Source organism: Pseudomonas sp. Rh2 (assembly GCF_040762985.1).
GTDB lineage: Bacteria > Pseudomonadota > Gammaproteobacteria > Pseudomonadales > Pseudomonadaceae > Aquipseudomonas > Aquipseudomonas taiwanensis.
The window spans coordinates 5,032,004-5,057,283 of record NZ_CP142890.1; the positions used below are offsets into that span (position 1 = coordinate 5,032,004).

The 25,280-nt window shown below is 63.7% G+C and carries 21 protein-coding genes, 1 tRNA gene and 1 pseudogene; 12 read left to right on the top strand and 11 right to left on the bottom strand.

The window, feature by feature from the left end; translation table 11 throughout:
* Positions 1-138: 138 nt before the first annotated feature.
* The 9 genes from VXM67_RS22965 to VXM67_RS23005 all read left to right on the top strand — a co-directional run bounded on the left by VXM67_RS22965 (position 139) and on the right by VXM67_RS23005 (position 8,875).
* On the top strand, positions 139-1,860 hold the full coding sequence (locus VXM67_RS22965; RefSeq protein ID WP_023382356.1) for a tetratricopeptide repeat protein: 1,722 nt from the start codon (positions 139-141) through the stop codon (positions 1,858-1,860).
* A 4-nt stretch (positions 1,861-1,864) separates the two neighbouring features.
* Positions 1,865-2,482 carry a lipoprotein insertase outer membrane protein LolB gene (gene lolB / locus VXM67_RS22970; protein ID WP_023382357.1) on the top strand — a complete coding sequence of 206 codons (618 nt, stop codon included), beginning with the start codon at positions 1,865-1,867 and terminating at the stop codon, positions 2,480-2,482.
* Between the two features lie 4 nt (positions 2,483-2,486).
* A complete protein-coding gene (gene ispE, locus VXM67_RS22975) occupies positions 2,487-3,347 on the top strand; it encodes a 4-(cytidine 5'-diphospho)-2-C-methyl-D-erythritol kinase (protein ID WP_023382358.1) in 861 nt (286 codons plus the stop codon).
* Between the two features lie 19 nt (positions 3,348-3,366).
* Positions 3,367-3,441 (top strand) — tRNA-Gln (locus VXM67_RS22980).
* A gap of 47 nt (positions 3,442-3,488) precedes the next feature.
* Entirely contained in the window at positions 3,489-4,430 is a 942-nt protein-coding gene (locus VXM67_RS22985) for a ribose-phosphate pyrophosphokinase (protein ID WP_016391678.1), read from the top strand.
* Between the two features lie 121 nt (positions 4,431-4,551).
* A complete protein-coding gene (locus tag VXM67_RS22990) occupies positions 4,552-5,145 on the top strand; it encodes a 50S ribosomal protein L25/general stress protein Ctc (protein ID WP_023382359.1) in 594 nt (197 codons plus the stop codon).
* Between the two features lie 79 nt (positions 5,146-5,224).
* Positions 5,225-5,809 (top strand): aminoacyl-tRNA hydrolase, encoded by a 585-nt coding sequence (gene pth / locus VXM67_RS22995; RefSeq protein WP_023382360.1) that lies wholly within the window; start codon positions 5,225-5,227, stop codon positions 5,807-5,809.
* 22 nt (positions 5,810-5,831) lie between these two features.
* Positions 5,832-6,932 (top strand): redox-regulated ATPase YchF, encoded by a 1,101-nt coding sequence (gene ychF / locus VXM67_RS23000; RefSeq protein WP_023382361.1) that lies wholly within the window; start codon positions 5,832-5,834, stop codon positions 6,930-6,932.
* Between the two features lie 221 nt (positions 6,933-7,153).
* Positions 7,154-8,875, top strand: coding sequence for a SulP family inorganic anion transporter (locus tag VXM67_RS23005; protein ID WP_027907461.1), 1,722 nt, complete (start codon positions 7,154-7,156; stop codon positions 8,873-8,875).
* A 102-nt stretch (positions 8,876-8,977) separates the two neighbouring features.
* Here the strand turns inward: VXM67_RS23005 and VXM67_RS23010 are convergent, their stop codons facing one another.
* The 8 genes and pseudogenes from VXM67_RS23010 to ycaC form a co-directional block, all read right to left on the bottom strand.
* Positions 8,978-9,997, bottom strand: coding sequence for a DUF2955 domain-containing protein (locus tag VXM67_RS23010; RefSeq protein ID WP_367237390.1), 1,020 nt, complete (start codon positions 9,995-9,997; stop codon positions 8,978-8,980).
* The gene (locus VXM67_RS23015) at positions 9,987-11,087 is read right to left on the bottom strand and encodes an HlyD family secretion protein (RefSeq protein ID WP_027907463.1); all 1,101 of its coding nucleotides are present in this window, start codon (positions 11,085-11,087) and stop codon (positions 9,987-9,989) included. Before VXM67_RS23015 ends, VXM67_RS23010 begins: the two co-directional genes overlap by 11 nt.
* Positions 11,084-12,598 carry an efflux transporter outer membrane subunit gene (locus VXM67_RS23020; protein ID WP_027907464.1) on the bottom strand — a complete coding sequence of 505 codons (1,515 nt, stop codon included), beginning with the start codon at positions 12,596-12,598 and terminating at the stop codon, positions 11,084-11,086. Before VXM67_RS23020 ends, VXM67_RS23015 begins: the two co-directional genes overlap by 4 nt.
* Positions 12,599-12,610: 12 nt before the next feature.
* On the bottom strand, positions 12,611-13,708 hold the full coding sequence (locus VXM67_RS23025) for an AI-2E family transporter (RefSeq protein ID WP_023382366.1): 1,098 nt from the start codon (positions 13,706-13,708) through the stop codon (positions 12,611-12,613).
* A gap of 82 nt (positions 13,709-13,790) precedes the next feature.
* Positions 13,791-14,345 (bottom strand): NAD-binding protein, encoded by a 555-nt coding sequence (locus VXM67_RS23030; RefSeq protein ID WP_315693589.1) that lies wholly within the window; start codon positions 14,343-14,345, stop codon positions 13,791-13,793.
* Positions 14,334-15,512 (bottom strand): annotated as a pseudogene (locus VXM67_RS23035) (monovalent cation:proton antiporter-2 (CPA2) family protein); the annotation flags it as partial. The pseudogene VXM67_RS23035 and the gene VXM67_RS23030, both read right to left, overlap by 12 nt.
* A 99-nt stretch (positions 15,513-15,611) precedes the next feature.
* On the bottom strand, positions 15,612-16,430 hold the full coding sequence (gene ppk2, locus VXM67_RS23040; RefSeq protein WP_023382368.1) for a polyphosphate kinase 2: 819 nt from the start codon (positions 16,428-16,430) through the stop codon (positions 15,612-15,614).
* Between the two features lie 105 nt (positions 16,431-16,535).
* Entirely contained in the window at positions 16,536-17,156 is a 621-nt protein-coding gene (ycaC, locus tag VXM67_RS23045; protein ID WP_023382369.1) for an isochorismate family cysteine hydrolase YcaC, read from the bottom strand.
* Positions 17,157-17,398: 242 nt separating this feature from the next.
* Between ycaC and VXM67_RS23050 the strand changes: the two genes are divergently transcribed.
* The 3 genes from VXM67_RS23050 (at position 17,399) to VXM67_RS23060 (ending at position 20,828) form a co-directional block, all read left to right on the top strand.
* A complete protein-coding gene (locus VXM67_RS23050) occupies positions 17,399-17,788 on the top strand; it encodes a nuclear transport factor 2 family protein (protein WP_027907466.1) in 390 nt (129 codons plus the stop codon).
* A 96-nt stretch (positions 17,789-17,884) separates the two neighbouring features.
* A complete protein-coding gene (locus tag VXM67_RS23055; protein WP_023382371.1) occupies positions 17,885-19,384 on the top strand; it encodes a cytosine permease in 1,500 nt (499 codons plus the stop codon).
* 13 nt (positions 19,385-19,397) lie between these two features.
* Complete coding sequence (locus VXM67_RS23060; protein ID WP_027907467.1) at positions 19,398-20,828, top strand: aldehyde dehydrogenase family protein; 1,431 nt, start codon at positions 19,398-19,400, stop codon at positions 20,826-20,828.
* Positions 20,829-21,057: 229 nt separating this feature from the next.
* Here VXM67_RS23060 and VXM67_RS23065 read toward each other — a convergent pair whose 3' ends face one another.
* The 3 genes from VXM67_RS23065 to VXM67_RS23075 are packed head-to-tail and all read right to left on the bottom strand — an operon-like array spanning position 21,058 to position 25,237.
* Positions 21,058-23,460 (bottom strand): DUF3772 domain-containing protein, encoded by a 2,403-nt coding sequence (locus VXM67_RS23065; RefSeq protein ID WP_023382373.1) that lies wholly within the window; start codon positions 23,458-23,460, stop codon positions 21,058-21,060.
* 56 nt (positions 23,461-23,516) lie between these two features.
* Positions 23,517-24,575 carry a bifunctional DNA-binding transcriptional regulator/O6-methylguanine-DNA methyltransferase Ada gene (gene ada, locus VXM67_RS23070; protein WP_023382374.1) on the bottom strand — a complete coding sequence of 353 codons (1,059 nt, stop codon included), beginning with the start codon at positions 24,573-24,575 and terminating at the stop codon, positions 23,517-23,519.
* A gap of 35 nt (positions 24,576-24,610) precedes the next feature.
* Positions 24,611-25,237, bottom strand: a complete 627-nt coding sequence (locus tag VXM67_RS23075) for a DNA-3-methyladenine glycosylase (protein WP_023382375.1) — start codon at positions 25,235-25,237, stop codon at positions 24,611-24,613.
* Positions 25,238-25,280 lie beyond the last annotated feature (43 nt).

Consider the following 25,280-nt stretch of genomic DNA (forward strand, 5'->3'; position numbering starts at 1 on the left):
GTTTTAGAACAACCACCGTTCGCTATTGTCCCAACAATCCCAGGCTATCCCTGTAAACCACGACCTTCGCCGGTGGGTTTGCCCCCGCGCTTGTGTCATCATGCTCCGACCGCCGGTTAGTCCTTCTAAGCCTCATTTATGAACAGACCCTACGCATTGCTGCTTGCCTTCGCCCTGCTCCAGGGCTGCCAGAACCTGGCCCCGCAACAAGCCGAACCGCCCGTCGCCGAGGCGGGCAAAGCCGCGGCCGACAAGCCCGTGGTGTATGGGTCATTCAAACAGGACACGCTCTACAGCCTGTTGGTCGCGGAGCTGGCCGGCCAGCGCAATCGCTTCGACATCGCCCTGGCCAACTACACCGACCAGGCGCAGAAGACCCAGGACCCAGGCGTGTCCGAGCGTGCCTACCGCATCGCCGAATACCTCGGTGCCGACGAGCCGGCCCTGGACAACGCGCTCATCTGGGCCCGCAACGACCCGCAGAACCTCGACGCCCAGCGCGCCGCTGCCGTCCAGTTGGCAGGCGCCGGCCGCTATGACGAATCCATGGCCTACATGGAAAAGGTGCTTCAGGGCCAGGGTGACACCCACTTCGACTTCCTCGCCCTGTCGGCCGCCGAAACCGATCAAGGTACCCGCGACGGCCTGTTGCAGAGTTTCGAACGGCTGCTGGTCAAATACCCGGACAACAGCCAGTTGGTCTTCGGCAAGGCCCTGCTGCTGAACCAGGACGGCAAGCCCCAGCAAGCCCTCGACCTGCTGGAGGAACACCCGCCACAAAACGGCGAAGTGGCGCCGATCCTGCTGCGCGCCCGCCTGCTCCAGGCCCTCGACCGCGGCCCCGAGGCGCTGCCGCTGCTGCGCGGCGCCATCCGCGACAACCCGGACGACAAGCGCCTGCGCCTGACGTACGCCCGAACCTTGGTCGAGCAGGACCGCATCGCCGACGCCAAGGGTGAATTCCTCGGCCTGGTCCAGCAGTACCCGGAAGATGACGAGCTGCGTTACTCCCTGGCACTGGTCTGCATGGAGAACAAGGACTGGGATGAAGCCGAAAGCTACCTGCAGGAGCTGATCGAGCGCGACAGCAACGTCGATGCCGCCCACCTCAACCTGGGCCGCATCCGCGAGGAACGCAACGACCCCGAGGGTGCCTTGCGCGAATACGCCCTGGTCGGCACTGGCCCCGATTACCTGCCAGCGCAACTTCGCCAGGCCGACATCCTGATCGCCAACGGTCGCGGCACCGAGGCCTCGCGCCTGCTGGCCGAGGCCCGCGAAGCCCAGCCGGACCTCGCGGTCCAGCTGTTCCTGGTCGAGTCGGAGAGCTACAGCAACAACAACAAGGACGCCCAGGCCAACCAGGTGCTGCAGCAAGCCATCAAGCGCTTCCCGGACGACCTTAATCTCCTTTACACCCGCGCCATGCTGGCCGAAAAGCGCGACGACCTGACGCAAATGGAACAAGACCTGCGCGCCATCATCGCCCGCCAGCCGGAAAACGCCATGGCACTGAACGCGCTCGGCTATACCCTGGCCGATCGAACCACCCGCTACACCGAAGCCAAGGCGCTGATCGACAAGGCCCACCAGCTCACCCCGGACGACCCGGCGGTGCTCGACAGCCTGGGCTGGGTCGCCTACCGCCTGGGCAACCTCGACGAAGCCGAGCGCTACCTGCGCCAGGCCTTCGAGCGCTTCCCCGACCATGAAGTCGCCGCCCACCTGGGCGAAGTGCTGTGGGCCAACGGCAAGCGTCGTGAGGCCCGCCAGGTCTGGGCCAAGGCCTTCGAGGCCCAACCCGACAGCCCTATCCTGCGCAAGACCGTCTTGCGCCTGACCGGATCCGAGACTCTTTAACGCCATGTTCCTGCGCCATTGCATTACCTTTTCCCTGATCGCCCTGCTTGCCGGCTGTGCCGGCTTCGGATCCCGCGAAGCCCTGCATGGCCAAGGCAACCCACAACAGTGGCGAGCCCACAAAGAACAGCTGAGCACCCTGGACGGCTGGCAGATCAACGGCAAGGTCGGTATTCGCGCCCCCCGCGACTCCGGCAGCGGCACCTTGTTCTGGCTTCAGCGCCAGGATTACTACGACATCCGTCTGGCCGGGCCGCTTGGCCGTGGCGCCGCACGCCTGACCGGCCGCCCTGGCGGCGTGGTGCTGGAAGTCGCCAACCAGGGCCGCTTCGAGGCCAACAGCCCCGAAGCCCTGCTCGAAGAACAACTGGGCTGGCAATTGCCCGTTTCGCACCTGGTGTGGTGGGTGCGCGGACTGCCGGCCCCGGACAGCAAGAGCCAGCTCACCCTGGATGACGACAGCCGCCTGGCCAGCCTGAACCAGGATGGCTGGCAGGTGCAGTACCTGAGCTACACCCAGCAGAACGGCTACTGGCTGCCCGAGCGCATGAAACTGCATGGCGAAAACCTGGACGTGACCCTGGTGGTCAAGGACTGGCAGCCACGCCAGCTGGGGCACTGAAACTATGCAAAAGCTCACCCTGCCCGCGCCGGCCAAGCTCAACCTGTGGCTGCATATCATCGGTCGTCGCCCGGACGGCTACCACGAACTGGAAACCGTGTTCCAGTTCCTCGAACACGGTGACGAGCTGAGCTTCGCCCTACGTGACGACGGCCAGGTCCGCCTGCACACCGAGATCGACTCGGTGCCACATGACAGCAACCTGATCGTGCGCGCCGCCCGTAAACTGCAGGAGCAGTCTGGCACCCACCTGGGCGCCGACATCTGGTTGACCAAGGTTTTACCCATGGGCGGTGGAATCGGTGGCGGCAGTTCCGATGCCGCGACCACCCTGCTGGCCCTGGACCACTTGTGGCAGCTGGGCTGGGATGAAGACCGACTGGCGAGCCTGGGCCTGTCCCTGGGCGCCGATGTCCCCGTATTCGTTCGCGGTCATGCAGCTTTCGCCCAAGGTGTCGGCGAGCAGTTGACCCCGGTCGACCCCGAAGAGCCCTGGTACGTCGTACTGGTGCCGCAAGTCTCTGTCAGTACTGTAGAAATTTTTTCGCATCCACAGTTGACACGTGATTCCCTCCCCCTTAAGATGCGCCCCGTTCCCGAGGGAAACAGTCGAAATGACTGCCAACCGGTGGTAGAGCAGAGTTACCCAGAAGTTCGCAATGCGTTGAATTCATTGGGTAAATTCACTGAAGCTCGACTGACCGGCACTGGAAGTTGTGTGTTTGGGGCCTTCCCAAGCAAAGCCGAAGCTGATAAAGTTCTGGCCCTTCTTTCAGAGACCCAAACAGGGTTTGTGGCGAAAGGAAGCAATGTTTCGATGTTGCATCGCAAGCTGCAAAGTCTGATCAAGAAGTCGAGTGCCTAGCGCTCGCAGCAACAGATACAGGGGCGTCGCCAAGCGGTAAGGCAGCAGGTTTTGATCCTGCCATGCGTTGGTTCGAATCCAGCCGCCCCTGCCATTTTCCTTATACTCATCCAGGTTACCCTCAGCCTTCAGGTACTGCGCGTGTCCAAGATGATGGTCTTTACGGGGAATGCCAACCCCGATCTGGCTCGGCGTGTCGTACGTCAGCTGCACATTCCACTGGGTGATGTTTCTGTCGGCAAATTCTCCGACGGCGAAATCAGTGCTGAGATCAATGAAAACGTTCGCGGTAAGGACGTCTTCATCATCCAGCCAACCTGTGCCCCAACCAACGACAACCTGATGGAACTGGTCGTGATGGCTGATGCCTTCCGCCGCTCCTCAGCGTCGCGAATCACCGCCGTGATTCCTTACTTCGGATACGCCCGCCAGGACCGCCGTCCGCGTTCGGCACGTGTAGCCATCAGCGCCAAAGTCGTCGCTGACATGCTCACTGTCGTGGGTATCGACCGTGTTCTCACCGTCGACCTGCACGCTGACCAGATCCAGGGTTTCTTCGATATCCCCGTCGACAACATCTACGGCTCGCCCGTACTGGTCGACGACATCGAAGACCAGCGTTTCGAGAACCTGATGATCGTTTCCCCGGACATCGGTGGTGTCGTGCGCGCACGTGCCGTCGCCAAGTCCCTGGGTGTCGATCTGGGTATCATCGACAAGCGCCGCGAGAAGGCTAACCACTCCGAGGTCATGCACATCATCGGCGACGTCGAAGGGCGCACCTGCATCCTGGTAGACGATATGGTCGACACCGCCGGCACTCTGTGCCACGCGGCCAAGGCCCTGAAAGAACACGGCGCTGCCAAGGTTTACGCCTACTGCACGCACCCTGTCCTGTCGGGCCGCGCGATCGAGAACATCGAGAAGTCGGTACTGGACGAGCTGGTGGTGACCAACACCGTTCCGCTGTCCGCCGCTGCTCAAGCCTGTGACCGTATCCGCCAGTTGGATATCGCACCGGTTGTCGCTGAAGCGGTACGCCGCATCAGCAACGAAGAATCGATCAGTGCGATGTTCCGCTAAGCGGAACACCTGCTGACGAAAAGCGCCCCGCCCCAACACCTGTTGTTGGGGCGGGGCTTTTTTGCCATCCCCGTTGGCGCTGGTCGCAAACGCCCTCGGGAGGCTATTTTGGAGATACAAAATGACTGACTTCATCCTGAACGCCCAAGCGCGTACTGACCTGGGGAAAGGTGCGAGCCGCCGCCTGCGTCACTCCGCCAACATCCCTGCCGTTGTCTACGGTGGCGATAAAGAAGCCCAATCCCTGACCATCCTGGCCAAGGAAATCACCAAGCTGTTCGAAAACGAAGCTGCCTTCAGCCACGTTATCGAACTGAACGTCGACGGCGCCAAGCAGAACGTCGTGGTCAAGGCCATGCAGCGCCACCCGGCCAAAGGCTTCATCATGCACGCCGACTTCGTTCGCGTCGTTGCAGGCCAGAAGCTGACCGCCAAAGTGCCGGTTCACTTCATCAACGAAGAAGCCCCGGTCAAGAAAGGCGGCGAAATCTCCCACGTAGTGGCCGAGGTTGAAGTTTCCTGCGAAGCCAAGGACCTGCCTGAGTTCATCGAAGTCGACCTGGCCAAGGCTGAAATCGGCACCATCATCCACCTGTCGGACCTGAAAGCTCCGAAAGGCGTAGAGTTCGTCGCTCTGGCCCACGGTGATGACAAAGCTGTTGCCAACGTTCACGCTCCGCGCGTTGCTCCAGAAGCTGAAGGCGCTGCCGAGTAATCCACTCGCGCGCCGGTGTTGACCGGGTTACAGTGCCCCGCGCCCTGTAACCCACCAACTCCAAGGAAGAGCCCCTGACGTGACCGCCATCCAGTTGATCGTTGGCCTGGGTAATCCCGGCCCCGAATACGAACAGACCCGGCATAACGCAGGGGCTCTTTTCGTTGAACGCCTTGCCAGCGCCCAGCGCGTGTCGCTGACCGCTGACAAAAAATATTTCGGCCTGACGGCTAAGTTCAGCCATCAGGGTCACGACGTTCGTCTGCTGATCCCCACCACCTACATGAACCGCAGCGGCCAGTCCGTGGCGGCATTGGCCAATTTCTTCCGCATCAAGCCGGAGGCCATTCTGGTGGCGCATGACGAACTCGACCTGCCTCCGGGCGTTGCCAAGCTCAAGCGCGGCGGCGGCCATGGAGGGCACAACGGCCTGCGCGACATCATCGCGCAGCTCGGCAACCAGAACGACTTCCACCGCCTGCGGCTTGGCATCGGCCACCCGGGCGACGCCAAACTGGTCTCCAACTTCGTCCTGGGCCGCGCGCCGCGCGCCGAGCAGGAGAAGCTCGACGCCAGCATCGATTTTGCCCTCGGCGTAATGCCGGACGTGCTCGCTGGCGACTTCGCCAAGGCGATGCGCGAACTGCACAGCCAGAAGGCCTGATTTCCTAGAGAGGGGAACACCCATGGGTTTCAATTGCGGCATCGTCGGCCTGCCCAACGTCGGCAAGTCCACCCTGTTCAACGCCCTGACCAAGTCCGGCATCGCGGCGGAGAACTTCCCTTTCTGCACCATCGAGCCGAACAGCGGCATCGTGCCGATGCCTGATGCGCGCCTGAACGCGCTGGCGGAAATCGTCAAGCCGAACCGCATCCTGCCGACCACCATGGAATTCGTCGACATCGCCGGCCTGGTGGCGGGCGCATCCAAAGGTGAAGGCCTGGGCAACAAGTTCCTGGCCAACATCCGCGAAACCGACGCAATCGCCCACGTGGTGCGCTGCTTCGAAGACGAGAACGTGATTCACGTCTCCAACAGCGTCGACCCCAAGCGCGACATCGAGATCATTGACCTCGAACTGATCTTCGCCGACCTCGACAGCTGCGAAAAGCAACTGCAGAAGGTTGCCCGTAACGCCAAAGGTGGCGACAAGGAAGCCCTGGCACAGAAGGCCATCCTTGAGCAGCTCATTCCGCACTTCACCGAAGGCAAGCCTGCGCGCAGCCTGATGAAGAACATGAGCGCCGAAGACAAGGCCGTGATCCGTGGCTTCCACCTGCTGACCAGCAAGCCAGTCATGTACATCGCCAACGTTGCCGAAGACGGCTTCGAAAACAACCCGCACCTGGACGTGGTCAAGGCCATCGCCGAGGAAGAAGGCGCGGTCGTGGTGCCGGTGTGCAACAAGATCGAGGCGGAAATCGCCGAACTGGATGAAGGCGAAGAGAAGGACATGTTCCTCGAGGCCCTGGGCCTGGAAGAGCCTGGCCTGAACCGCGTGATCCGTGCCGGTTACCAGTTGCTGAACCTGCAGACCTACTTCACTGCCGGCGTGCAGGAAGTACGTGCCTGGACCGTACGCGTCGGCGCTACCGCGCCTCAGGCCGCTGGCGTGATCCACACCGACTTCGAAAAAGGCTTCATCCGCGCTGAAGTTGTCGCCTACGACGACTTCATCCAATTCAAGGGTGAAAGCGGCGCCAAGGAAGCCGGTAAATGGCGTCTGGAAGGCAAGGACTACATCGTCAAGGACGGTGACGTGATGCACTTCCGCTTCAACGTCTGAGACCAGGCCAGTCGCGATACGAAAACCCCTTGGGCAGCAATGCCCAAGGGGTTTTCTTTTGCCCGCTGGGCAGCCGTGAGCCCTTCCTGGCCCCGGTAAGCCAATTCCCAAGCTGATGTGACCTCAAGCAGCGGGTTGCAAGTTCGCAAATGTCTTGCATCCTTGAGGTTGATGGGGGCGCGCTAGTGCTGTAGAGCCCCCCACTTCCCGGAGCCTGCACCATGGAAAAATCGCCTCGCGCCTCCCGCTTCGACTGGCAACGCTGGCTCCCCGGTCTGGCCACCCTGCTCCACTACCAACCCACCTGGCTCCCCAGGGACCTCGCCGCGGGCCTGGTCCTGACCACCATGCTGGTCCCCGTGGGGATCGCCTACGCCGAAGCCTCCGGGGTACCGGGCATCTACGGCCTGTATGCCACCATCGTCCCGCTGTTGGCGTACGCCCTGTTCGGCCCCAGCCGCATTCTGGTGCTCGGCCCGGACTCGGCACTGGCGGCCCCCATCCTCGCCGTGGTGGTGCAATACGCCGCCAGCGACCCACAACGGGCTATCGCCATCGCCAGCATGATGGCCCTGGTGGCCGGTGCGTTCTGCATGGTCGCCGGCCTGCTGCGGCTGGGCTTCATCACCGAACTGCTGTCCAAACCAATCCGCTATGGCTATATGAACGGCATTGCCCTGACGGTGTTGATCAGCCAGCTACCCAAGCTGTTCGGCCTTTCGTTCGACAGCCAGGGCCCTTTGCGCGATCTCTGGCAACTGGCCCAGGCCTTGTTCGCCGGCCAAGGCCATTGGCCAAGCTTCGCGGTGGGTGGCGCCAGCCTGGCGTTGATCGTGTTGCTCAAACCCTACAAACGTCTCCCCGGCATCCTCATCGCGGTGGTGCTGGCCACCGTGGCCGTGAGCGTGCTGAACCTGGACCAGCAGGGCGTGAAGGTGCTCGGCGAGCTGCCCCAGGGCCTGCCCAGTTTCACCTTTCCATGGCTGAGCGACATTGATCTGGTGGAGGTGCTACTGGGCGGCATCGCCGTGGCACTGGTGTCCTTCGCTGACACTAGCGTGCTGTCGCGCACCTACGCCGCTCGCTTGAAGGCTCCGGTGAACCCGAACCAGGAAATGTTCGGCCTGGGCGTGGCCAATCTGGCGTCCGGGTTGTTCCAGGGCATCCCCATCAGCAGCAGCTCGTCACGCACCCCAGTCGCCGAAGCTGCTGGCTCCAAGACCCAACTGACCGGCATCATCGGCGCGCTGGCAGTCACGCTCCTGTTGCTGGTGGCGCCCAACCTGATGCGCTATCTGCCCAACAGCGCCCTGGCGGCAGTGGTGATCGCCGCCGCGCTGGGGCTGTTCGAGTTCGCCGACCTCAAGCGCATCTTCCGTATGCAGCAATGGGAGTTCTGGTTGTCGTTCACCTGCTTCGTCGGCGTGGCGGTGTTCGGCGCTATTCCTGGCATCGGCATCGCGGTGGTGATCTCGGTGATCGAATTTCTCTGGGACGGCTGGCGTCCGCATTTCGCCGTGCTGGGCCGTGTGGATGGCACCCGCGGTTACCACGACATCGAGCGCCACCCGCACGCACGACGGATTCCGGGGCTGGTGCTGCTGCGTTGGGATGCTCCGCTGTTCTTCGCCAATGCCGAGCAGTTCCATAACACCGTAATGGCAGCGATCGACGAGTCGCCGACCCCGGTACAACGCCTGGTGGTGGCCGCCGAGCCTGTGACCAGCATCGACATCACCTCCGCTGACATGCTCGCCGAACTGGACCGCATCCTTGAATCCCGCGGCGTTGAGCTGCAATTTGCCGAGATGAAAGACCCGGTCAAGGACAAGATGAAGCGCTTCGAGCTGTTCCATTGCATTGGTGCGCAGGCCTTTCATCCCACGGTAGGCGCCGCCGTGGATGCCTACCTGAAGGATACCGGCGTCGACTGGCAGCCCTAGGGTCTACATGAAACGTCTTGAGACGAACGTCAGGCCCGAGGCTGTTTTCAACGCAGCATCACCGAGTATCAAAGCTTTTCATACAAAGCCTGGCGGATGACATCACGGCGTGACGACCTGCCTGGCACGACGCCTGTCGATCCAGATCAGCATCGCGCTGGCATACAACGACACCGCGACGAACAGTGCCATGCGCACGGCAAACGCACGGTACACATCCTGCCCGGCTGCACTGTCCTGCACCGATTGCCCCAGAAGGATCAGGAACGTCGTCAGGCAACTGATCCAAAAAGCCGGCGTCTGCTGCGTCATCACTGCCTGGTAGAGCCTGCGCGCCTGCCAAAGACAGAACAGCAGCCCCCACAAGAAGAACATCCACAGGTGCACGAACAGGCCAAGCGCACCCCACAGCAGGATCGCCAGCGCCCCGGCCAGCAGGGTCGAACCGATCAATTCGCGGCTGGCATGCCGCGCGTGGGTCTCGCCGGCCTGTTGCCCCAAGCTCACCGATTTCATGATCAGCGGCATGAACGTGTCCGGTGCGATCAATGCCAACAGAAACGCTGGCATCACGATCAGGGTGGCACGCAAGGCCACCCACCCAACCTCATTGTCATTCAGCCGTGCCGGGGGGGATGGGACGGGAGCATCGGCAGGTTCGGGGAACAACAGATGCGCCAGGGCACAGCCCAGGGTTGCCAGGAGCATGCCCTTGGCCATGGCCTCGACCACCGACAGCGCCAGGGTGAAGTCATTTGTGCCTGCCGCGGCGATCATGGTCAGGCCGATGACCAGCAGGTTCGCCAGCAAGCCGTTGCCCCCCAGCAGGGCATAGCGCAGTACCAGGTATACGCCGGTGCCAACCACCAGCACCCCGCTGACCGGGGCATGGCGCAGCAACGGAATCAGCAACAGGCCACTGCCGCAACTGAGCAGCACCAGCAGCGCCAGCAACGGCGCGGCGCGCAACGGCAGAGGTTGGCTGCGCATCGCCAGCAGCAGCACGGCGAACACAGGCGCCAGAATCGGCACCGGCAGGCCAAGGCCGAAACTGACCGCCAGGCACAACGCCGTGCCCCACGCCAAGCGCAGGGCGCGCAAGCGACGCAGCTCAATAGGCATAGGACATCCAGCTCATCAGCCACATGAACACCCTGGCCAACAGGTTCAGCGGGTTGCCTTCGCGAGGCAGCGCCATGACTTCGGCCTGACCGCCTACCCGCAGGCCGGCAGCGCTTTGCAGCTGATCGCGTTCCAGCTCGACGATTACCGGAAAGCGTTGCGCCGAACGCAACCACTCACGGCTGTTCTGCACCGTCGGTAAGCTGCCCGGCGGGGTACTCTGACCAACGCTCACGCCACGGCCAATACTGCGCACACGCCCGCGCAGCACCTTGCCCGGTAGTGCATCGAGCACCACCAGTACCGGCGTACCGGACTGCAGGTAGCCAAGGTTGTTCTCGGTCATGTCGGCACTTATCCACAGATCATGGATGGCGATCAGGGTCATCATCGGGCTGCCTGCCGCGACGTAGTGGCCCACATCGGTACGCAGGTCGGTGATCAGGCCATTGGCCTCGGCCCGTACCACGGTGCGCGCCAGGTCCAGACGGGCCTTTTGCACATTGGCCGCGGCACTGCGCAACTGGGCGTTGTCCGCTTCAGCCCCACCCTGCTGTTCACGGGCCCGCTCGACTTCCGCGCGGGCTGCGGCGACCTGGCTGATGGCCTGGTCGCGGGTCGCCTGGGCCCCTTCCAGACGCCGCACCGACACCGTGCCGGGGTCCTCGTCGATCAGCCGCTTCAACCGTTCGGCATCTTGCCGCGCCTTGCGCTCGTTGGCCTGGGCGGCCACCAGCGCGGCCTGGGCCGAGTCGATGCCAGCAGTATGGGCGCCGATCTGCCGGCGCATGGTGTCCAGGTCCGCTTCGGCCCGTGCCAACGCGATGCGGTACTGCTCGGGGTCCAGTTCGAATAGCACATCGCCCCTGCGCACTTCCTGGTTGTTGCCCACCGCCACCCGCCTGATCTGGCCTGCCACTTCGGCACTGACCGGTACCACGTAGGCCTGCAAGCGGGCCTGCTGGGTGTAAGGCGTGAAGCGGTCGGCCAGCAGGTACCAGACCAGGCTGACGACAATCAGCAGCAGCACCCAGCGCATGCCCCGGTCCGGTGCTGCTGGTGTCGGCGGTGTACCCTGGGCGTCGCTCATCTTCGCGTACCTGTTTCCTGATGTTCAGGGGCTGGCCCATCGAGCAGCGTTCCCCAGTCGGTGCGTTGTTGCATCTGCTGGCGGGTCGCCGGCGGGATCGGCTCACCAACCTGCTCCCAGCCTCCACCTAGCGCCTTGTACAGGCTCACCAGGCTGCTGACGGCGTTGCCTCGGCTGACCAGGTAGCCGTCCTGCTGCTGCAACAGCAGCTGCTGGGCATCGAGCACCCGCTGAAAATCGGCGAAGCCCTCACGGTACTGCGAGCTGGCCAAGCTCAACGAACGTTGCGCGGCCTGCGACGCCTGCTGGCGAATACCGGCGCTTTCCAGCGAGCGCACCAGGCCGCTGGCGGCATCGTCCGCCTCGCGTGCAGCGTCGCGCACATTCTGGTGATACCGCTCGATCAACTGCTGCAAACGCGCATCCTCCACCCGCACGGCGTTCTTGCGCCGGCCATAGTCGAACGGGTTCCAGATCAGGCTCGGTCCGGCTGCGAGGTCGAACGTATCGGGCACGTGATTGGCCGTGACGAAGCTCCAGCCAATGCTGCCCAGCAAGCTCAACGACGGATAAAGATCAGCCTCGGCCACGCCCACCAGGGCCGACTGCGCCGCCACCGCCTGCTCGGCGGCGCGGATATCCGGGCGGCGTTGCAGCAGGTTGGCGGGCACGTCCTGCAGAACCGCCCGATCCGGCAGAGGCAACTGGCCATGGCGCGCTTCGAGCTCCGGCAACGGACCAGGCGGCCGGCCGATCAGCGAACACAGCACATTTCGCAAGGCATTCACCTGGTTCTGGAACTCGGGAATGGTCGCCTGGGTGGCCAGGTACTGCGTGCGCGCCTGCTGCCAGTCCAGCTCGTCGTTTTCGCCATGGCGGAACAACCGCTCGGTGATTTCCAGGCTGCGGGCCTGGCGCCTGGCGTTTTCTTGGGCGATGGCCAGGCGCGCCTCGGCGGTGCGCAAGCCGAAATAGGTGTCGGCCACCTGCGCGCGCAGCAGCACCATGGCGTCGGCATAGTTGGCCTGGGAGGCGAAGTAGGCGGCATCGGCCGACTCGATGGCGCGGCTGAATCGTCCCCAGAAATCCACCTCCCAGGCAATGTCGAAACCCAGGCTGGACTGCCAGAACACCGAGTCACGAGCGGTCGGGGTGCCGGACTGGTCCTGCTTGAGGTACAGGCTTTGCGCACGTAACTGCTGCAACTGGGGATAGCGTCCGGTCTGCACAATGGCCAGTTGCGCACGTGCCTCGACGATGCGCAGGCCTGCCACCCGCAGGTTGGTATTCTGAGCGTCAGCCTCGGCAATCAGCGCATCCAGCGTCGGGTCGGCGAACACCGCCCACCACCGGCTCAGATCAGGTGTCGGTGCGGTACGCCCCGCCTGTTCCAGCAGGGGTGTGCTCCAGCCTTGCAACCACCGGTCCTGGGGCGCCGCGAAATCCGGGCCGACCTGGCTACAGCCGGTGAGCACCAGCAACAGGATCAGGCCATGGCAGCGCTTGGGCATGACAGGCCTGGCTCATGCTGCTGGCGGCACAGGTTGCTCCGGCACCTGCAACGCCACCCACTGCCAGAAAAGCACATAGGCAACGCCGAGGATGACTGGGCCTATGAACAAACCGATGATGCCCTTGACCACCATGCCGCCCAAGGCTCCGATCAACACCACCGGCATCGGCACGTCCACCCCGCGCCCCAGCAGCAGCGGTTTGAGCACGTTGTCGGCAAGCCCCGCGACGAAGGTGTAGACGGCAAAGACAATGGTCGCAGCGGTGAAACCCTCGACATTGAATACGTAGATGATCACCGGAACGGTCACCAGGGTCGCTGGCGCCTGGGCGATCCCCAGCATCAACACAACGATCGCCAACATGCCCGCCCCCGGCACGCCCTTGACCACGAAACCGACGCCAATCAGCAGCATCTGGATAAAGGCGATGCCAATCACGCCCTGGGCGACCGCCCGTATCGTCGCGGTGCACAGTTTGGCCAACGGCTTGCCGCGCTCTTCGCCGGATACCCGCATGGCGATGCGCTGTGCTGCAATCTCGCCACGCTCGCCGAAGGCCATGATCACACCCGAGATGATCACGGCACCGATGAACAACAGGAACGCCCCGCCCGCACTCGCCGCGGCGCCCAGCATGCTCAGCCCTACGCCTTTGAGATGTGGCATCAGGTTGTTCATCACCGGGGCCAGGCTTTCGGAAGCCGACTGCCAGAAGGCATACAGCCGAGGGCCGATGAGGGGCCAGCCTGCCACTGATTCCGGTGGCGCAGGCACACTCCAACCGCCCTCCTTGAGCAGCGCCACCAGGCTATGAACGGACTCGCCAATGGAAACCACCACCAGATAGATCGGGACCAACAACACCACCAGCACGAGCAAGACCACGAGCGTTGCGACATACCCGTTTTTCAGACCGATACGGCGCTTGATCCGGCTATAAAGCGGATACAAGGTGACCGCCAGGATCACCGCCCAGAGCATTAGCTCCAGAAACGGCTCGAACACCTGAAAGGCAAAGATCACCAGGGCCGCCACCAGCCCGGCCTTGATCAGCACGTCGAGCAGCCCTCGCGACAGGGCGCTGTCCAGCTTGAAACCCGACTGCATGGTTCACCTCCTGGCCGCATTCAGCGGATGAACGATCAGTGCGCCCCATGGCGCGTGTCTGTGCTGCGAAGCTTCAGGGCGCTCAGCGAGCACCTGGAAAATCACCCTTGCCGTGCTGCTGATCCAGCAGCCTGCGTGCCTCTTGCCGTTGGTATCGCTGAACCCAGGCCGACGCCTGCTCTTCGCTGTACCCCAACGCGATAAGGGCCCGGCGCGCCATCTCCAGGCTGGAATGGAAGGTCTCGCGCACTGGATCGACGCCCATGGCAAGCAGCCGCAGCGCCTCCTGGCTGTCACGCGCAGCGGCGATCACTGGGGTCTGTGGATAAAGATGCGCCAGCACATCGGCAGCCTTGAGGTTGGCCTGCGGGTCGTCGGTAGCGACGATCACCAGCTTGGCCTGGTCGACCCTGGCCGCCCGCAGGATCTCCGAGCGAGACGGGTCGCCAAAGAACACCAGTGGGCCATCCGGCTCGCTGCTGCGGCTTACTGACTCGATCGAAGTGTCCAGCGCCACCAGGCGCACGCCCTCGCCATGCAGCATGCGCACGATGGCACCGCCCATGCGCCCGAGGCCGGCCACCACTACCTGGGGTGTTTCGTCGACTTCCGGCAGGGCCGCAGCGGCTGCGGCCACCGTCGCGTCATCGCGCAACTGGCGGGCCAGGGCCATCATCACCAGCGGCACCACGGCCATCGACAGGGTGATGGCGAGCACCAGCAGGTCGTGTACCTGCTGCTCCAGCACTCGATGCTCCAACGCCAGCTTGAACACCACGAAGGCGAACTCACCGCCCGAGGCCAGCACCACCGCCAGGCACAGTGCCTGGGCCCGCTCCAGGCCGCCCGCGGTGCGTCCAAGCATGAACAGCAGCGGTAACTTGACCCCCACCAGCAACACGGTGAGCCCCAACACTTGCACCGGCATGCTCAGCAGCAGGCGCAAGTCGGCGGTCATCCCCACGCCGACGAAGAACAGCCCCAACAGCAGCCCCTTGAGTGGCTCGACCTGGGACTCCAACTCATGGCGAAACGGCGAATCGGCCATCACCACACCCGCGAGGAAAGCGCCCAAGGCCATGGAAACCCCGACATGCTCCATTACCCAGGCGGTGCCCAGCACCACCAGCAATGCCGTAGCGGTCGACAGTTCATGCAGCCCCGAGCCGACGGTCCAGCGGAATACCGGTTGCAGCAGGTAGCGACCCGTCACGATCACCAAACCAACGCCCAATGCCACCGCCAACAATGGCCAACTACCCTCCTCCGGCGGACTGATACCGGTACCAAGCAGGGGTACCACGGCGATCAGCGGAATGGCCGCGATGTCCTGGAACAACAGGATACTCACAGCCAGTCGCCCTTGCGGCTTACCCAGTTCCCGGCGCTCTGCCAGCACCTGCAAACCGAAGGCGGTGGACGACAGCGCCAGGCCCAGGCCCAGCACAATCGCCGCCGCCCTCGGCTGGCCGAACACCAGGTACGCCAGCAACCCCAGCACCACGGCGGTCAGCGCCACCTGCAGCGAGCCGACGCCGAACAGCGACCGGCGCATGGTCCACAGGCGGCGCGGCGAAAGCTCCAGGCCAATCACGAACAACAGCATCACCACGCCCATTTCGGAGAGGCGGGAAACGTTCTCGGGATGGTTGATCAAGCCCAACATGGATGGGCCGATGAGGATACCGGCCAGCAGATAGCCCGGTACCGCCCCCAGTTTCAGACGCTGCGCCAGTGGCACCAACAGCACCACGGCCAGCAAGAAGACCACTGTCGCCTGTAGCAGACTGCCGTCGTGTGGCATGGCCGCTTATCCCCTGGCTTTGTCGGAAGCGAACTCCGACTGTCGATACGGACCCTCTTGCCAACGCCGACTGCCAACTGACGGGCTGTTTCACACGTGTCAAAACCGTTCCGGCACCACCTTGAAGGGGTAGTCCACGGACTTGTACTTGCCGATCTTGCCGCGCTTGGGCAGCTTGACGATCTCTTCGCGGGTCACGTCCTTGTACTCGATGCGCGACAGCAGGTGGCTGATGATATTGAGCCGCGCGCGCCGCTTGTCATTGGAGTGCGCCATGAACCAGGGCGCCCAGGATGAGTCCGAGGCGGCGAACATTTCGTCACGGGCATGGGTGTAGTCGTCCCAACGTGAATAGGACTTCAGGTCCATCGGCGACAGCTTCCACAGTTTGCGCCCATCGTTGATGCGGTCCTGCAGCCGTCGGGTCTGCTCCTCTGCACTGACTTCAAGCCAGTACTTGATCAGAATGATCCCAGACTCGACCATCATCTTCTCGAACAGCGGCACCACGGTGAGGAACTTGTTGGCTTGCTCCTCGGTGCAGAACCCCATCACCCGCTCGACCCCGGCGCGGTTGTACCAGCTGCGGTCGAAGATCACCACCTCGCCAGCGGCAGGCAGGTGGCCCAGGTAGCGTTGCACGTACATCTGGGTCTTTTCCCGCTCGGTGGGTGCCGGTAACGCAACCACCCGAAAGACTCGTGGACTGACCCGCTCGGTGATGGCCTTGATGGTCCCGCCCTTGCCCGCGCCATCACGGCCTTCGAAAACGATGCATACCTTAAGGCCCTTGGCCACGACCCATTCCTGAAGCTTGACCAGTTCGACGTGCAGGGACTTGAGCGCTTTCTCATAGTCCTTGCCGCTGAGCTTTTCGTCGGATGACTGGGTGGCTTTCTTTTTGGCCGACTTGGACATGGCCTGCTCCCGGAGGCGAATGATGACTGAGTATGGTCGATTAATGGGGGTTTGCTGGATGGCTCGCGGGGCTCGCTGCTGCCCCGCAAGCGTCGCACCGCTGCTTTACTTGGCCAGCTTGTTGTAACTGGTCATCAGGTTGCGGTAGTCGGGGATGTGGTTGGAGAACAGCGTCCCCAGCCCTTCGATGTCGTTGCGCCAGTCGCGGTGCAACTCGCAGGCCACGCCGAACCAGGTCATCAGCTGTGCCCCGGCCGCTTCCATGCGGCGCCAGGCCGAGTCGCGGGTGAGTTCGTTGAAAGTGCCGGAGGCGTCGGTGACGACGAACACCTCGAAGCCTTCTTCCAGTGCCGACAGCGCCGGGAAGGCCACGCACACCTCGGTGACCACGCCGGCGATGATCAGTTGTTTCTTGCCGGTCGCTTTCACCGCCTTGACGAAGTCTTCGTTGTCCCAGGCGTTGATGTTGCCGGGACGGGCGATGTACGGGGCGTCGGGGAACTGCGCCTTGAGCTCGGGCACCAGCGGGCCATTGGGGCCGGTTTCGAAACTGGTGGTGAGGATGGTGGGCAGCTTGAAGTACTTGGCCAGGTCCGACAGGGCCAGCACGTTGTTCTTGAAACGGTCGGGGTCGATATCCCGTACCAGCGAGAGCAGGCCGGCCTGGTGGTCGACCAGCAGTACCGCGGCATCGTTCTTGTCCAGGCGCTTGTATTGGAACGTCATGGCGCAACTCCTTGCTTCTGTGCGTGGGTAATTCAGCGTAGGCAAGGATGCGCAGACAGGATGACCGCCAGTCGGCAAGGGCTGCGCAGCGCGCTGGTTTCGGCAATACGCCACGGATGGGCATCCTCCCCTGGTCACTTCACAAATTCCTGAACTAATTATTTTCTGCCAGCGATTTTTCCCGTCAGCGCCCCCCACCAGAATCGCTTCACCACAATCACAAAAACCGTGAGGCCACTCCCGTGGACCAGACACTCCAGGTACGGCAGGCCGCTGCCGACCTCGTCGAAGCCTTCGCCAGCAACGATACCGCCCGCTACTTCGCCTGCTTCAGCGAAGACGCCACCTTCCTGTTCCATACCTTGCCGCAGCCGCTGCTTTCTCGTCGCGCCTACGAAGACCTCTGGGCGCAATGGCAAGCCGAAGGGTTCGCCGTGCTGGCATGCCGGTCGAGCAATGTGCAGGTGAGCCTGCAAGGCGATGTGGCGGTGTTCATGCACGATGTCGCCACGCATATCCGAATGGCCGATCAAGAGCACCAACTGGCCGAGCGCGAAACCATCGTGTTCCGTCGCCAGGGCGAACGCTGGCTGGCGTGCCACGAGCACTTGTCGGTCGTCACCGCCGCCTGACCTACACCTTTTACGCGGCCTTGCCGCTCTGCCATCGCACCCACAAGAGGGTCCGCGCACCGCGCCGACCTACAACAACCGCGCTGGAGCATCATCATGAGCCACTCGACCGGTATCGAGACCAATGGCGTCGAACAGATCCCCGACGATCAACGCGACGCTTCCCCACTGGACCTGTTCCGCCTGATCTTCGGCGGCGCCAACACATTCGCCACGGCGGTACTGGGCAGCTTCCCGGTGCTGTTCGGGCTGTCGTTTCAGGCCGGGGTCTGGGCCATTGTGCTGGGCGTCGGTGTCGGTTCGCTGATCCTTGCGCCAATGGGCCTGTTCGGTGCACTCAACGGCACCAACAACGCAGTGTCCTCGGGCGCGCACTTCGGCGTGCATGGACGAATCGTCGGGTCGTTCCTCTCACTGCTCACGGCAGTGGCGTTCTTCTCGCTGTCGGTCTGGAGTTCGGGCGACGCCCTGGTAGGTGGTGCCAAGCGCCTGGCCGGGCTGCCGGAAACCGACCTCACCCTGGGCCTGGCCTACGGTCTGTTCGCCGTGCTGGTGCTGGTAGTGTGCATCTTCGGCTTCCGCTTCATGCTGTGGGTCAACAAGATTGCCGTGTGGGCGTCGAGCCTGCTGTTCCTGCTGGGCATCTTCGCCTTTGCCGGGCCTTTCGACGCGGACTTTGCCGGTAGCGTGAACCTCGGCCAGCCTGGCTTCTGGGCAGCGTTCGTCGGTGCAGCGATCCTGGCCATGAGCAACCCGGTGTCGTTCGGCGCCTTCCTTGGCGACTGGTCGCGCTACATCCCGCGGGAAACGCCAAAGGCACGCATCATGCTGGCGGTCATCGCCGCCCAGGTCGCAACGCTGATCCCGTTCCTGTTCGGCCTGTGCACCGCCACCCTGGTGGCCAGCCAGGCGCCCGACTACATCGCCGCCAACAACTACGTCGGCGGCCTGCTGGCGATTTCGCCAAGCTGGTTCTTCCTGCCGGTATGCCTGATCGCGGTGATCGGCGGCATGTCGACCGGCACCACCGCGCTGTACGGCACCGGCCTGGACATGTCCAGCGTGTTCCCACGCCTGCTCAGCCGCGCCGGGGCGACCCTGCTGATCGGCGTAGCCGCGATCGCCTTCATCTTCATCGGTCGCTTCACCTTCAACCTGGTGCAGAGCGTGTCGACCTTCGCCGTGCTGATCATCACCTGTACCAGCCCTTGGATGGTGATCATGATCCTTGGCCTGATCACCCGCCGTGGCTTCTACCACGCCGACGACCTGCAAGTGTTCACCCGCGGCCAGCGCGGCGGTCACTACTGGTTCCTGCACGGCTGGAACTGGCGAGGCATGGGCGCATGGATCCCGAGTGCGGCGGTGGGCCTGTGCTTCGTGAACCTGCCTGGGCAATTCGTCGGCCCGCTGGGCGACCTGGCTGGCGGCATCGACCTGAGCTTGCCGGTGACCCTCGGGCTGGCCGGAGTGCTGTACCTCATTCTGCTCAACGTGTTCCCTGAACCTGCAGGCGTGTATGGCCCCAATGGCCCTCGCTGGGTGCCCAGCAAACGCACCCCGCACCTGCCCGTAACCACTGCCGAAATGGCCTGACCGGAGTCCGACCATGACCCATTCCCACTACATCGCTGGCCGCTGGGTCGAAGGCCAGGGCAGCGATTGCATCACCGTCAACGACCCGTCGCTCGGCCAGCCGTTCGCCGAGCTGAGGGCCGCCAGCGTGGCCCAGGTCGACCAGGCGGTCGCCGCCGCCCGCCAGGCACTGACCACCTGGAAAGCCGTCAGCGCCGCCGCACGCGCGGCGTTCCTGCGCGGCTTTGCCGAGCAGCTTGGGCAACGCCGTGAAGAGCTGATCGGCTTGCAGATGCGCAATAACGGCAAGCCACGCCACGAGGCCGAAATTGACCTGGACGACGCCGTGGCCACCTTTGCCTACTACGCCGACCTCGCCGAACAGCTGCCGGCAAAGAACCGCGACGTGCCACTGGCCGCGCCCGGCTTCACCGCCCGCACGCGGCTGGAGCCGGTGGGCGTGGTGGGCCTGATCGTACCGTGGAACTTCCCATTGGTGACCAGCGCCTGGAAGCTCGCCCCAGCCCTAGCGGCCGGCTGCACCGTGGTGCTCAAGCCATCGGAAGTGACCCCGCTTATCGAACAGGCCTACGGCCAGATCGCCGACACCCTGGGCCTGCCTGCAGGGGTGCTGAACATCGTCAACGGCAAGGCTGAAACCGGCGCTGCCCTGAGCGGCCACAACGGCCTGGACAAACTGTCGTTCACCGGCAGCAACAGTGTCGGCAGCCAGGTGATGCGCAGCGCTTCGGCCCAGTGCCGGCCGGTGACGCTGGAGCTGGGTGGTAAATCGGCCATCGTGGTGTTCGATGATTGCGATGTCGACCAGGCGGTCGATTGGATCGTCGCGGGTATCACCTGGAATGCCGGGCAGATGTGCTCTGCCACCTCACGACTGCTGGTGCAGGACGGCATCGCCGATGCATTGCTGCCGCGCCTGCAGCAAGCCTTGGACAAGCTGCGGGTTGGCAATCCGCTGATTGAGGAAGTGGACATGGGGCCGCTGACTAGCCAGGCGCAATGGCTGAAAGTGGCCAGTTACTTCGCCACGGCGCGTGAAGAGGGCTTGCAGTGCCTGGCCGGTGGCAAGGCGCTGGACCGTGACGGTTGGTTCGTCAGCCCCACGCTGTATGCCGAGGTGCCGAAGGACAGCCGCCTGTGGACGGAAGAAATCTTCGGGCCGGTGCTCTGTGTTCGTCGCTTCTCGACCGAAGCGCAGGCGATTGCCGAAGCCAATGACAGCCGCTTTGGCCTGGTCGCTACCGTCTGCTCCGCCGACCTTGAGCGCGCCGAGCGTGTGGCCGATGCGCTGGAGGTCGGGCACGTGTGGATCAACTCGGTGCAGGCGGTGTTCGTCGAAACGTCGTGGGGCGGGACCAAGGGCAGCGGCATCGGGCGCGAGCTCGGGCCTTGGGGGTTGTCGGGGTATCTGTCGGTCAAGCATGTGACGCGCTGCTTGGGTTAAGGGCAATACGGGGGCTAGCCAGACCAGCTTGGGTGCCTGGGAGACCGAGCGCCGCCTGCGCGGCGCATCGCGAGCAAGGCTCGCTCCTACGAGTCGCGCGCGCCCGTCACTGCCGTTACTGGCCCGAAACAAACGTAGGAGCGAGCCTTGCTCGCGATGCGCCGCGCGGGCGGCGCTCGATTTGCGCCCCCCACAAATCCCAAGCCAGCCCCAAGAGCAGCCCCACACCTCATGCCTGTTCGTCAGCCGGACGCGCCCCCTCCTGCACCAGCACCATACTCTGCGGCGAAGACAGGGAAATCCCTTCGTCACGCAAGCGGCCCAGGATGGTGAACAGCAGATCACTGCGCGTCCCCGACACCTGGCGCGGCCCCGCTACATAGCCACTGACCGCGATCACCATGCCGCTGGCCGTGAGATCCTTGAAGGTCACCGAACTGGCCGGCGCATCCAGAATCGACTCGTGCTCGCGATACGCCGCCAGCAACAACTCACGCACCCGATTGGCATCGGTCTCCAACGGCAGGGTCAGGCTGATGCCGACCACACCCAGGGCATTGCCCATGGTGACGTTACGCACGTTCTGCGAAATGAACTGCGAGTTGGGCACGATCACCGTCGAACGGTCAGACATCTGGATTTCGGTGGCGCGCACGTTGATACGGCGAATATCACCCTCGACCCCAGCCAAGCTGACCCAATCACCCACCTTGACCGGACGCTCGGTGAGTAGAATCAGGCCAGATATGAAGTTCTGCACGATCTGCTGCAAGCCGAAACCGATACCAACCGACAGGGCACTGACTACCCAGGTCAGGCTGGTCAGGTTGATGCGCAAGGTCGACATCACCAGCATGGCCAGGAACAGGAAGCCCAGGTAACCGACCAGGGTCACCAGGGACGCGCGCATGCCGGCATCCATGTCGGTCTCCGGCAGCAGGCGCTCGCTCAGCCAACGCTTGACCACGCGGATACCAAACAGGCCGCCGAAGAACATCACCAAGGCCAGCAGGATGTCTTGCGGCACGATGTTCAGGTTGCCCAGCACCTTGCCGCCCGTGCCATCCCAGTCGCCCAAGCTCAACAGCAGCTCGCCCGGGCTGGTGCCCGATGGCATCAGCGCCAGCAACAACGCCAGGAACAACAGCGCGGTGCGACCGATACCGGCCAGGATAGTGCTGGCCTGGGCCTGGTGACGCGGCGCAAGGCCCAGCGCCGAGGCCAGGGCCAGGCCGCCAGGCTGGCGTGGCGACAGCAAGGTTTCGCAGAGGTCTCCCAGGAATGTGGTCAGCAGGTAGGCGCAGGTGGCGACCACGCTGATCCACAGCAACTTGGCCGTGAGGAAATAGGCCAAGGTCAGGTAGCCGGCGAGCAGCGCCAACAGAATCAGCCCCACCCACACCACGATCACGAAGGGTATCAACCCGGCCAAGCCGGTCGGGCGCTCCAGCTCATGCTTGCGCAGGGTACGACGGTAGCGCAGCAGCGCTGCCGAGAAGATCAGCGCCACCACCAGCGCGGTCAGGCCGTTGGTGGCGACGGTCAGCGCCAGACTGGAGCCGATCACGCTGTTGATGCGCTCCTGGGTCAGCATCACCATCAGCGCCAGGGCCAGCAGCTTGGGGAACCAACCCAGGGCACTGGCGACTTCGTCGTGAATCGGCGGCAAGCGCCAGGACGGGCGCTGCAGCATCAACATGGCGCGGCCCAGTCCCGAAATGAAGGCGCTGAACACGACCAGGGTGAGAATATGATTGGTCAGGCTGGCCAGGTCCGCGCCCAGCTCGGCGCTGCTCTCAAGGCCCCAACGCAGCAGCGAGACGGAGCCTGCGATGGTGCCGAGGGTGGCCAGGCTCACACTCAAGGCCAACGCACTACGCCGCAGACGCCCTTCCGGCAACCAGCGGACCATGGCATCGGCAAGCAGACGTTCGAGTACGCGACGGACCAGCGTCCAGACCAGAATCGCAGCCACCAGACTGGTGATGAACAGCCAGCGATGCTCGGCGCTGAAGGCACTGGCCACCGCATCGGCCGCTTCGCTGCGCAGGTCGCGAAGGCGCAGTACGTCCTCTTCGGTGGGGCGGATCAGCGTTTGCCAGAAAGCCGGGCTCAGTGGGCTGGCAGCGCGACTGGTGACCTGCGAGTTGAACTGGCTGCGGCGCAGGTTGACGATCTGCGTGGACAGGTCACGGGCCGACTGGGTCAGCTTGGTGGCTTGCTCCTGCTCGGCGAGCACTGCCTTGTGCTCGGCTTCGAGCTGCTTGCGCTGCTGGGCAAGGCTCTGGGGTTCATCGGGTTGCGCGGGGCCGATGACCTTGAGCTGGTCGTCGAGTTTCTGCACATCGGTGGCCCGCTGAGAGCTCAGGACATCGGCTTGACGCTGGACCTGAATGGCCGCTTGGCGCAGCTGCGACAGCAAGTCATCGTTGGCGTTGCTGGTCACGCCCTGGCGAATGAAGTCGAGCCGTTCGTTCAATTGGTCAAGGCTGGCGTCTTCAGCCAACACCGGCAATTCACCGCCCGCCAGGTTCGAAACCGGCGTAGCCGGTGCCGACCAGGCTGGGGTGGCCAGCGCCAGCATCAGGGCGATTACGCCCAGGCAATAACGGGCAAGGCTTACACGCCTCATCGAAAATTCCTCTTCACAACGCGATTTGGCGGGGGATTCTACGCTGCTCCAGGCAATCAGGAGAGTGCCGTTTCTCGCGTCAACAACTGGACCTTGCGCTCCACTCCCCAGCGGTAGCCGCTGACATCACCGTCGCGGCGCACTACCCGATGGCACGGAATGGCCACCGCAATGCGGTTGGCGGCGCAGGCCTGCGCCACGGCGCGCATTGCCTTGGGCGCGCCAATGCGCTCGGCGATGTCGGTGTAGCTGACCCGGCTGCCCGCCGGAACTTCGCGCAGGGCCTGCCAGACCCGCTCCTGGAAGGCCGTGCCCTGGACGTCCAGGGGCAATGCCAGGCCGATGGAAGGGGCTTCGACGAACCCCACCACTTCAGCGACCAGTCGTTCGAATTCGCTGTCGCCGCCGATCAGGCTGGCCTTGGGGAACTGGTCCTGGAGCTCATGCAACAGCGCTTCGGGGTCGTCACCCAGCAAAATCGCGCAAATACCCTTCTCGCTTTGCGCCACCAGAATCGCCCCCAGTGAACATTCACCCAGCGCGAAGCGAATCGTCGCGCCAGCGCCGCCAGCCTTGTAGGCCTTGGGCAGCATGCCCAGGCGCTGCCCGGCGGTTTCGTAAAAGCGGCTGTTGGAGTTGTAGCCGGCCTCGTAGATGGCCTCGGTCACCGAGCGTTGCTCATCGCCCAGTTGCTCGCGCAAGGCGCGGGCACGAAATGCGGCGGCATAGGCCTTGGGAGTAAGGCCGGTCTCGGCCTTGAACAGGCGATGCAGGTGAAAAGGGCTGACGGCCAGTTGCGCGGCAAGCTGATCGAGGTTGGCGGCACTGTCGCCAGCTTCGATCAGGCGACAGGCCCGGGCGATCAGCTGGGTGCGCCGAGCCGCTGCAGCGTCATGGTCGACGCCGCAGCGGCGACAAGGTCGGTAGCCGGCCGCTTGAGCCGCTGCGGCATCGTCGAAGAACACGACATTCTCACGCTTGGCCATGCGCGATTTGCAACCAGGGCGGCAGTACACTTGGGTGGTGCGCACGGCATAGACGAAATCGTCGGCGGCTGCGCTGTCGCGGCTTTGAACGGCTTGCCAGCGTTGGGCATCGGTGATGTAAAGGCTCATGATTTCCTCTGTCTGTTCTTGCCTGCCGCTGGCTTTCAAGCCCGCCACAGGTACCACGCAGCTACCGTCCGATAGGGGCTCCAGGCGCCGCCGAGCGAGCGCAGCTGTGCGGGCGTCGGTGCCTTGTCCCAGCCTTTGAGCCGGCGGTAACCCTCGCGCACGCCGAAGTCGTCCACCGGCAGGATATCCGAGCGCTCCAGGCAGTAGATCAGCAACATTTCAACGGTCCAGCGCCCTACCCCACGCAAGGCGACCAGACGCTCGATCAACGCATCGTCGGTCAGGCTCAATGCTTCCTGCCGGTCAGGAATCACGCCGTCCATCCTGGCCTGTGCGATGCCATGGATGGTCGCCAGTTTGCTGGCAGAAAAACCGCATGCACGCATCGCCTCCGGCGTGGTCGCCAACAGTTGGCTCGGTTCCGGAAACGCCACATCGGGAAACAACGCCAGCAACCGCGCCAGAATCGCCTCAGCGGCGCGGGCATGCAGTTGCTGGTAGGCGATGGCCCGCACCAAGGCTTCATATGGCTCGCGTTCCGGTGTGGCCTGGTGCAAGCACGGGCCGGTGGCGGCAATGTGGCGTGCCCAGTCAGGGTCGAGCGATGCCAGGTAGTCGGTGGCCTCACTAAAGGCTTCGGGTGAAAGGTCGGCCAGAATCATTGGGGGCTCCAGAGGTCCGCTGCGGGTCCAGCTTAGTTCAACC

Excerpts from the sequence above, each read along its gene's own strand:
- VXM67_RS22965 (WP_023382356.1), top strand. The coding sequence starts at position 139 with ATGAACAGACCCTACGCATTGCTGCTTGCCTTCGCCCTGCTCCAGGGC.
- lolB (WP_023382357.1), top strand. The coding sequence starts at position 1,865 with ATGTTCCTGCGCCATTGCATTACCTTTTCCCTGATCGCCCTGCTTGCC.
- ispE (WP_023382358.1), top strand. The coding sequence starts at position 2,487 with ATGCAAAAGCTCACCCTGCCCGCGCCGGCCAAGCTCAACCTGTGGCTG.
- VXM67_RS22990 (WP_023382359.1), top strand. The coding sequence starts at position 4,552 with ATGACTGACTTCATCCTGAACGCCCAAGCGCGTACTGACCTGGGGAAA.
- ychF (WP_023382361.1), top strand. The coding sequence starts at position 5,832 with ATGGGTTTCAATTGCGGCATCGTCGGCCTGCCCAACGTCGGCAAGTCC.
- VXM67_RS23005 (WP_027907461.1), top strand. The coding sequence starts at position 7,154 with ATGGAAAAATCGCCTCGCGCCTCCCGCTTCGACTGGCAACGCTGGCTC.
- VXM67_RS23010 (WP_367237390.1), bottom strand. The coding sequence starts at position 9,997 with ATGCCTATTGAGCTGCGTCGCTTGCGCGCCCTGCGCTTGGCGTGGGGC.
- VXM67_RS23015 (WP_027907463.1), bottom strand. The coding sequence starts at position 11,087 with ATGAGCGACGCCCAGGGTACACCGCCGACACCAGCAGCACCGGACCGG.
- VXM67_RS23020 (WP_027907464.1), bottom strand. The coding sequence starts at position 12,598 with ATGCCCAAGCGCTGCCATGGCCTGATCCTGTTGCTGGTGCTCACCGGC.
- VXM67_RS23025 (WP_023382366.1), bottom strand. The coding sequence starts at position 13,708 with ATGCAGTCGGGTTTCAAGCTGGACAGCGCCCTGTCGCGAGGGCTGCTC.
- ppk2 (WP_023382368.1), bottom strand. The coding sequence starts at position 16,430 with ATGTCCAAGTCGGCCAAAAAGAAAGCCACCCAGTCATCCGACGAAAAG.
- ycaC (WP_023382369.1), bottom strand. The coding sequence starts at position 17,156 with ATGACGTTCCAATACAAGCGCCTGGACAAGAACGATGCCGCGGTACTG.
- VXM67_RS23055 (WP_023382371.1), top strand. The coding sequence starts at position 17,885 with ATGAGCCACTCGACCGGTATCGAGACCAATGGCGTCGAACAGATCCCC.
- VXM67_RS23060 (WP_027907467.1), top strand. The coding sequence starts at position 19,398 with ATGACCCATTCCCACTACATCGCTGGCCGCTGGGTCGAAGGCCAGGGC.
- VXM67_RS23065 (WP_023382373.1), bottom strand. The coding sequence starts at position 23,460 with ATGAGGCGTGTAAGCCTTGCCCGTTATTGCCTGGGCGTAATCGCCCTG.
- ada (WP_023382374.1), bottom strand. The coding sequence starts at position 24,575 with ATGAGCCTTTACATCACCGATGCCCAACGCTGGCAAGCCGTTCAAAGC.
- VXM67_RS23075 (WP_023382375.1), bottom strand. The coding sequence starts at position 25,237 with ATGATTCTGGCCGACCTTTCACCCGAAGCCTTTAGTGAGGCCACCGAC.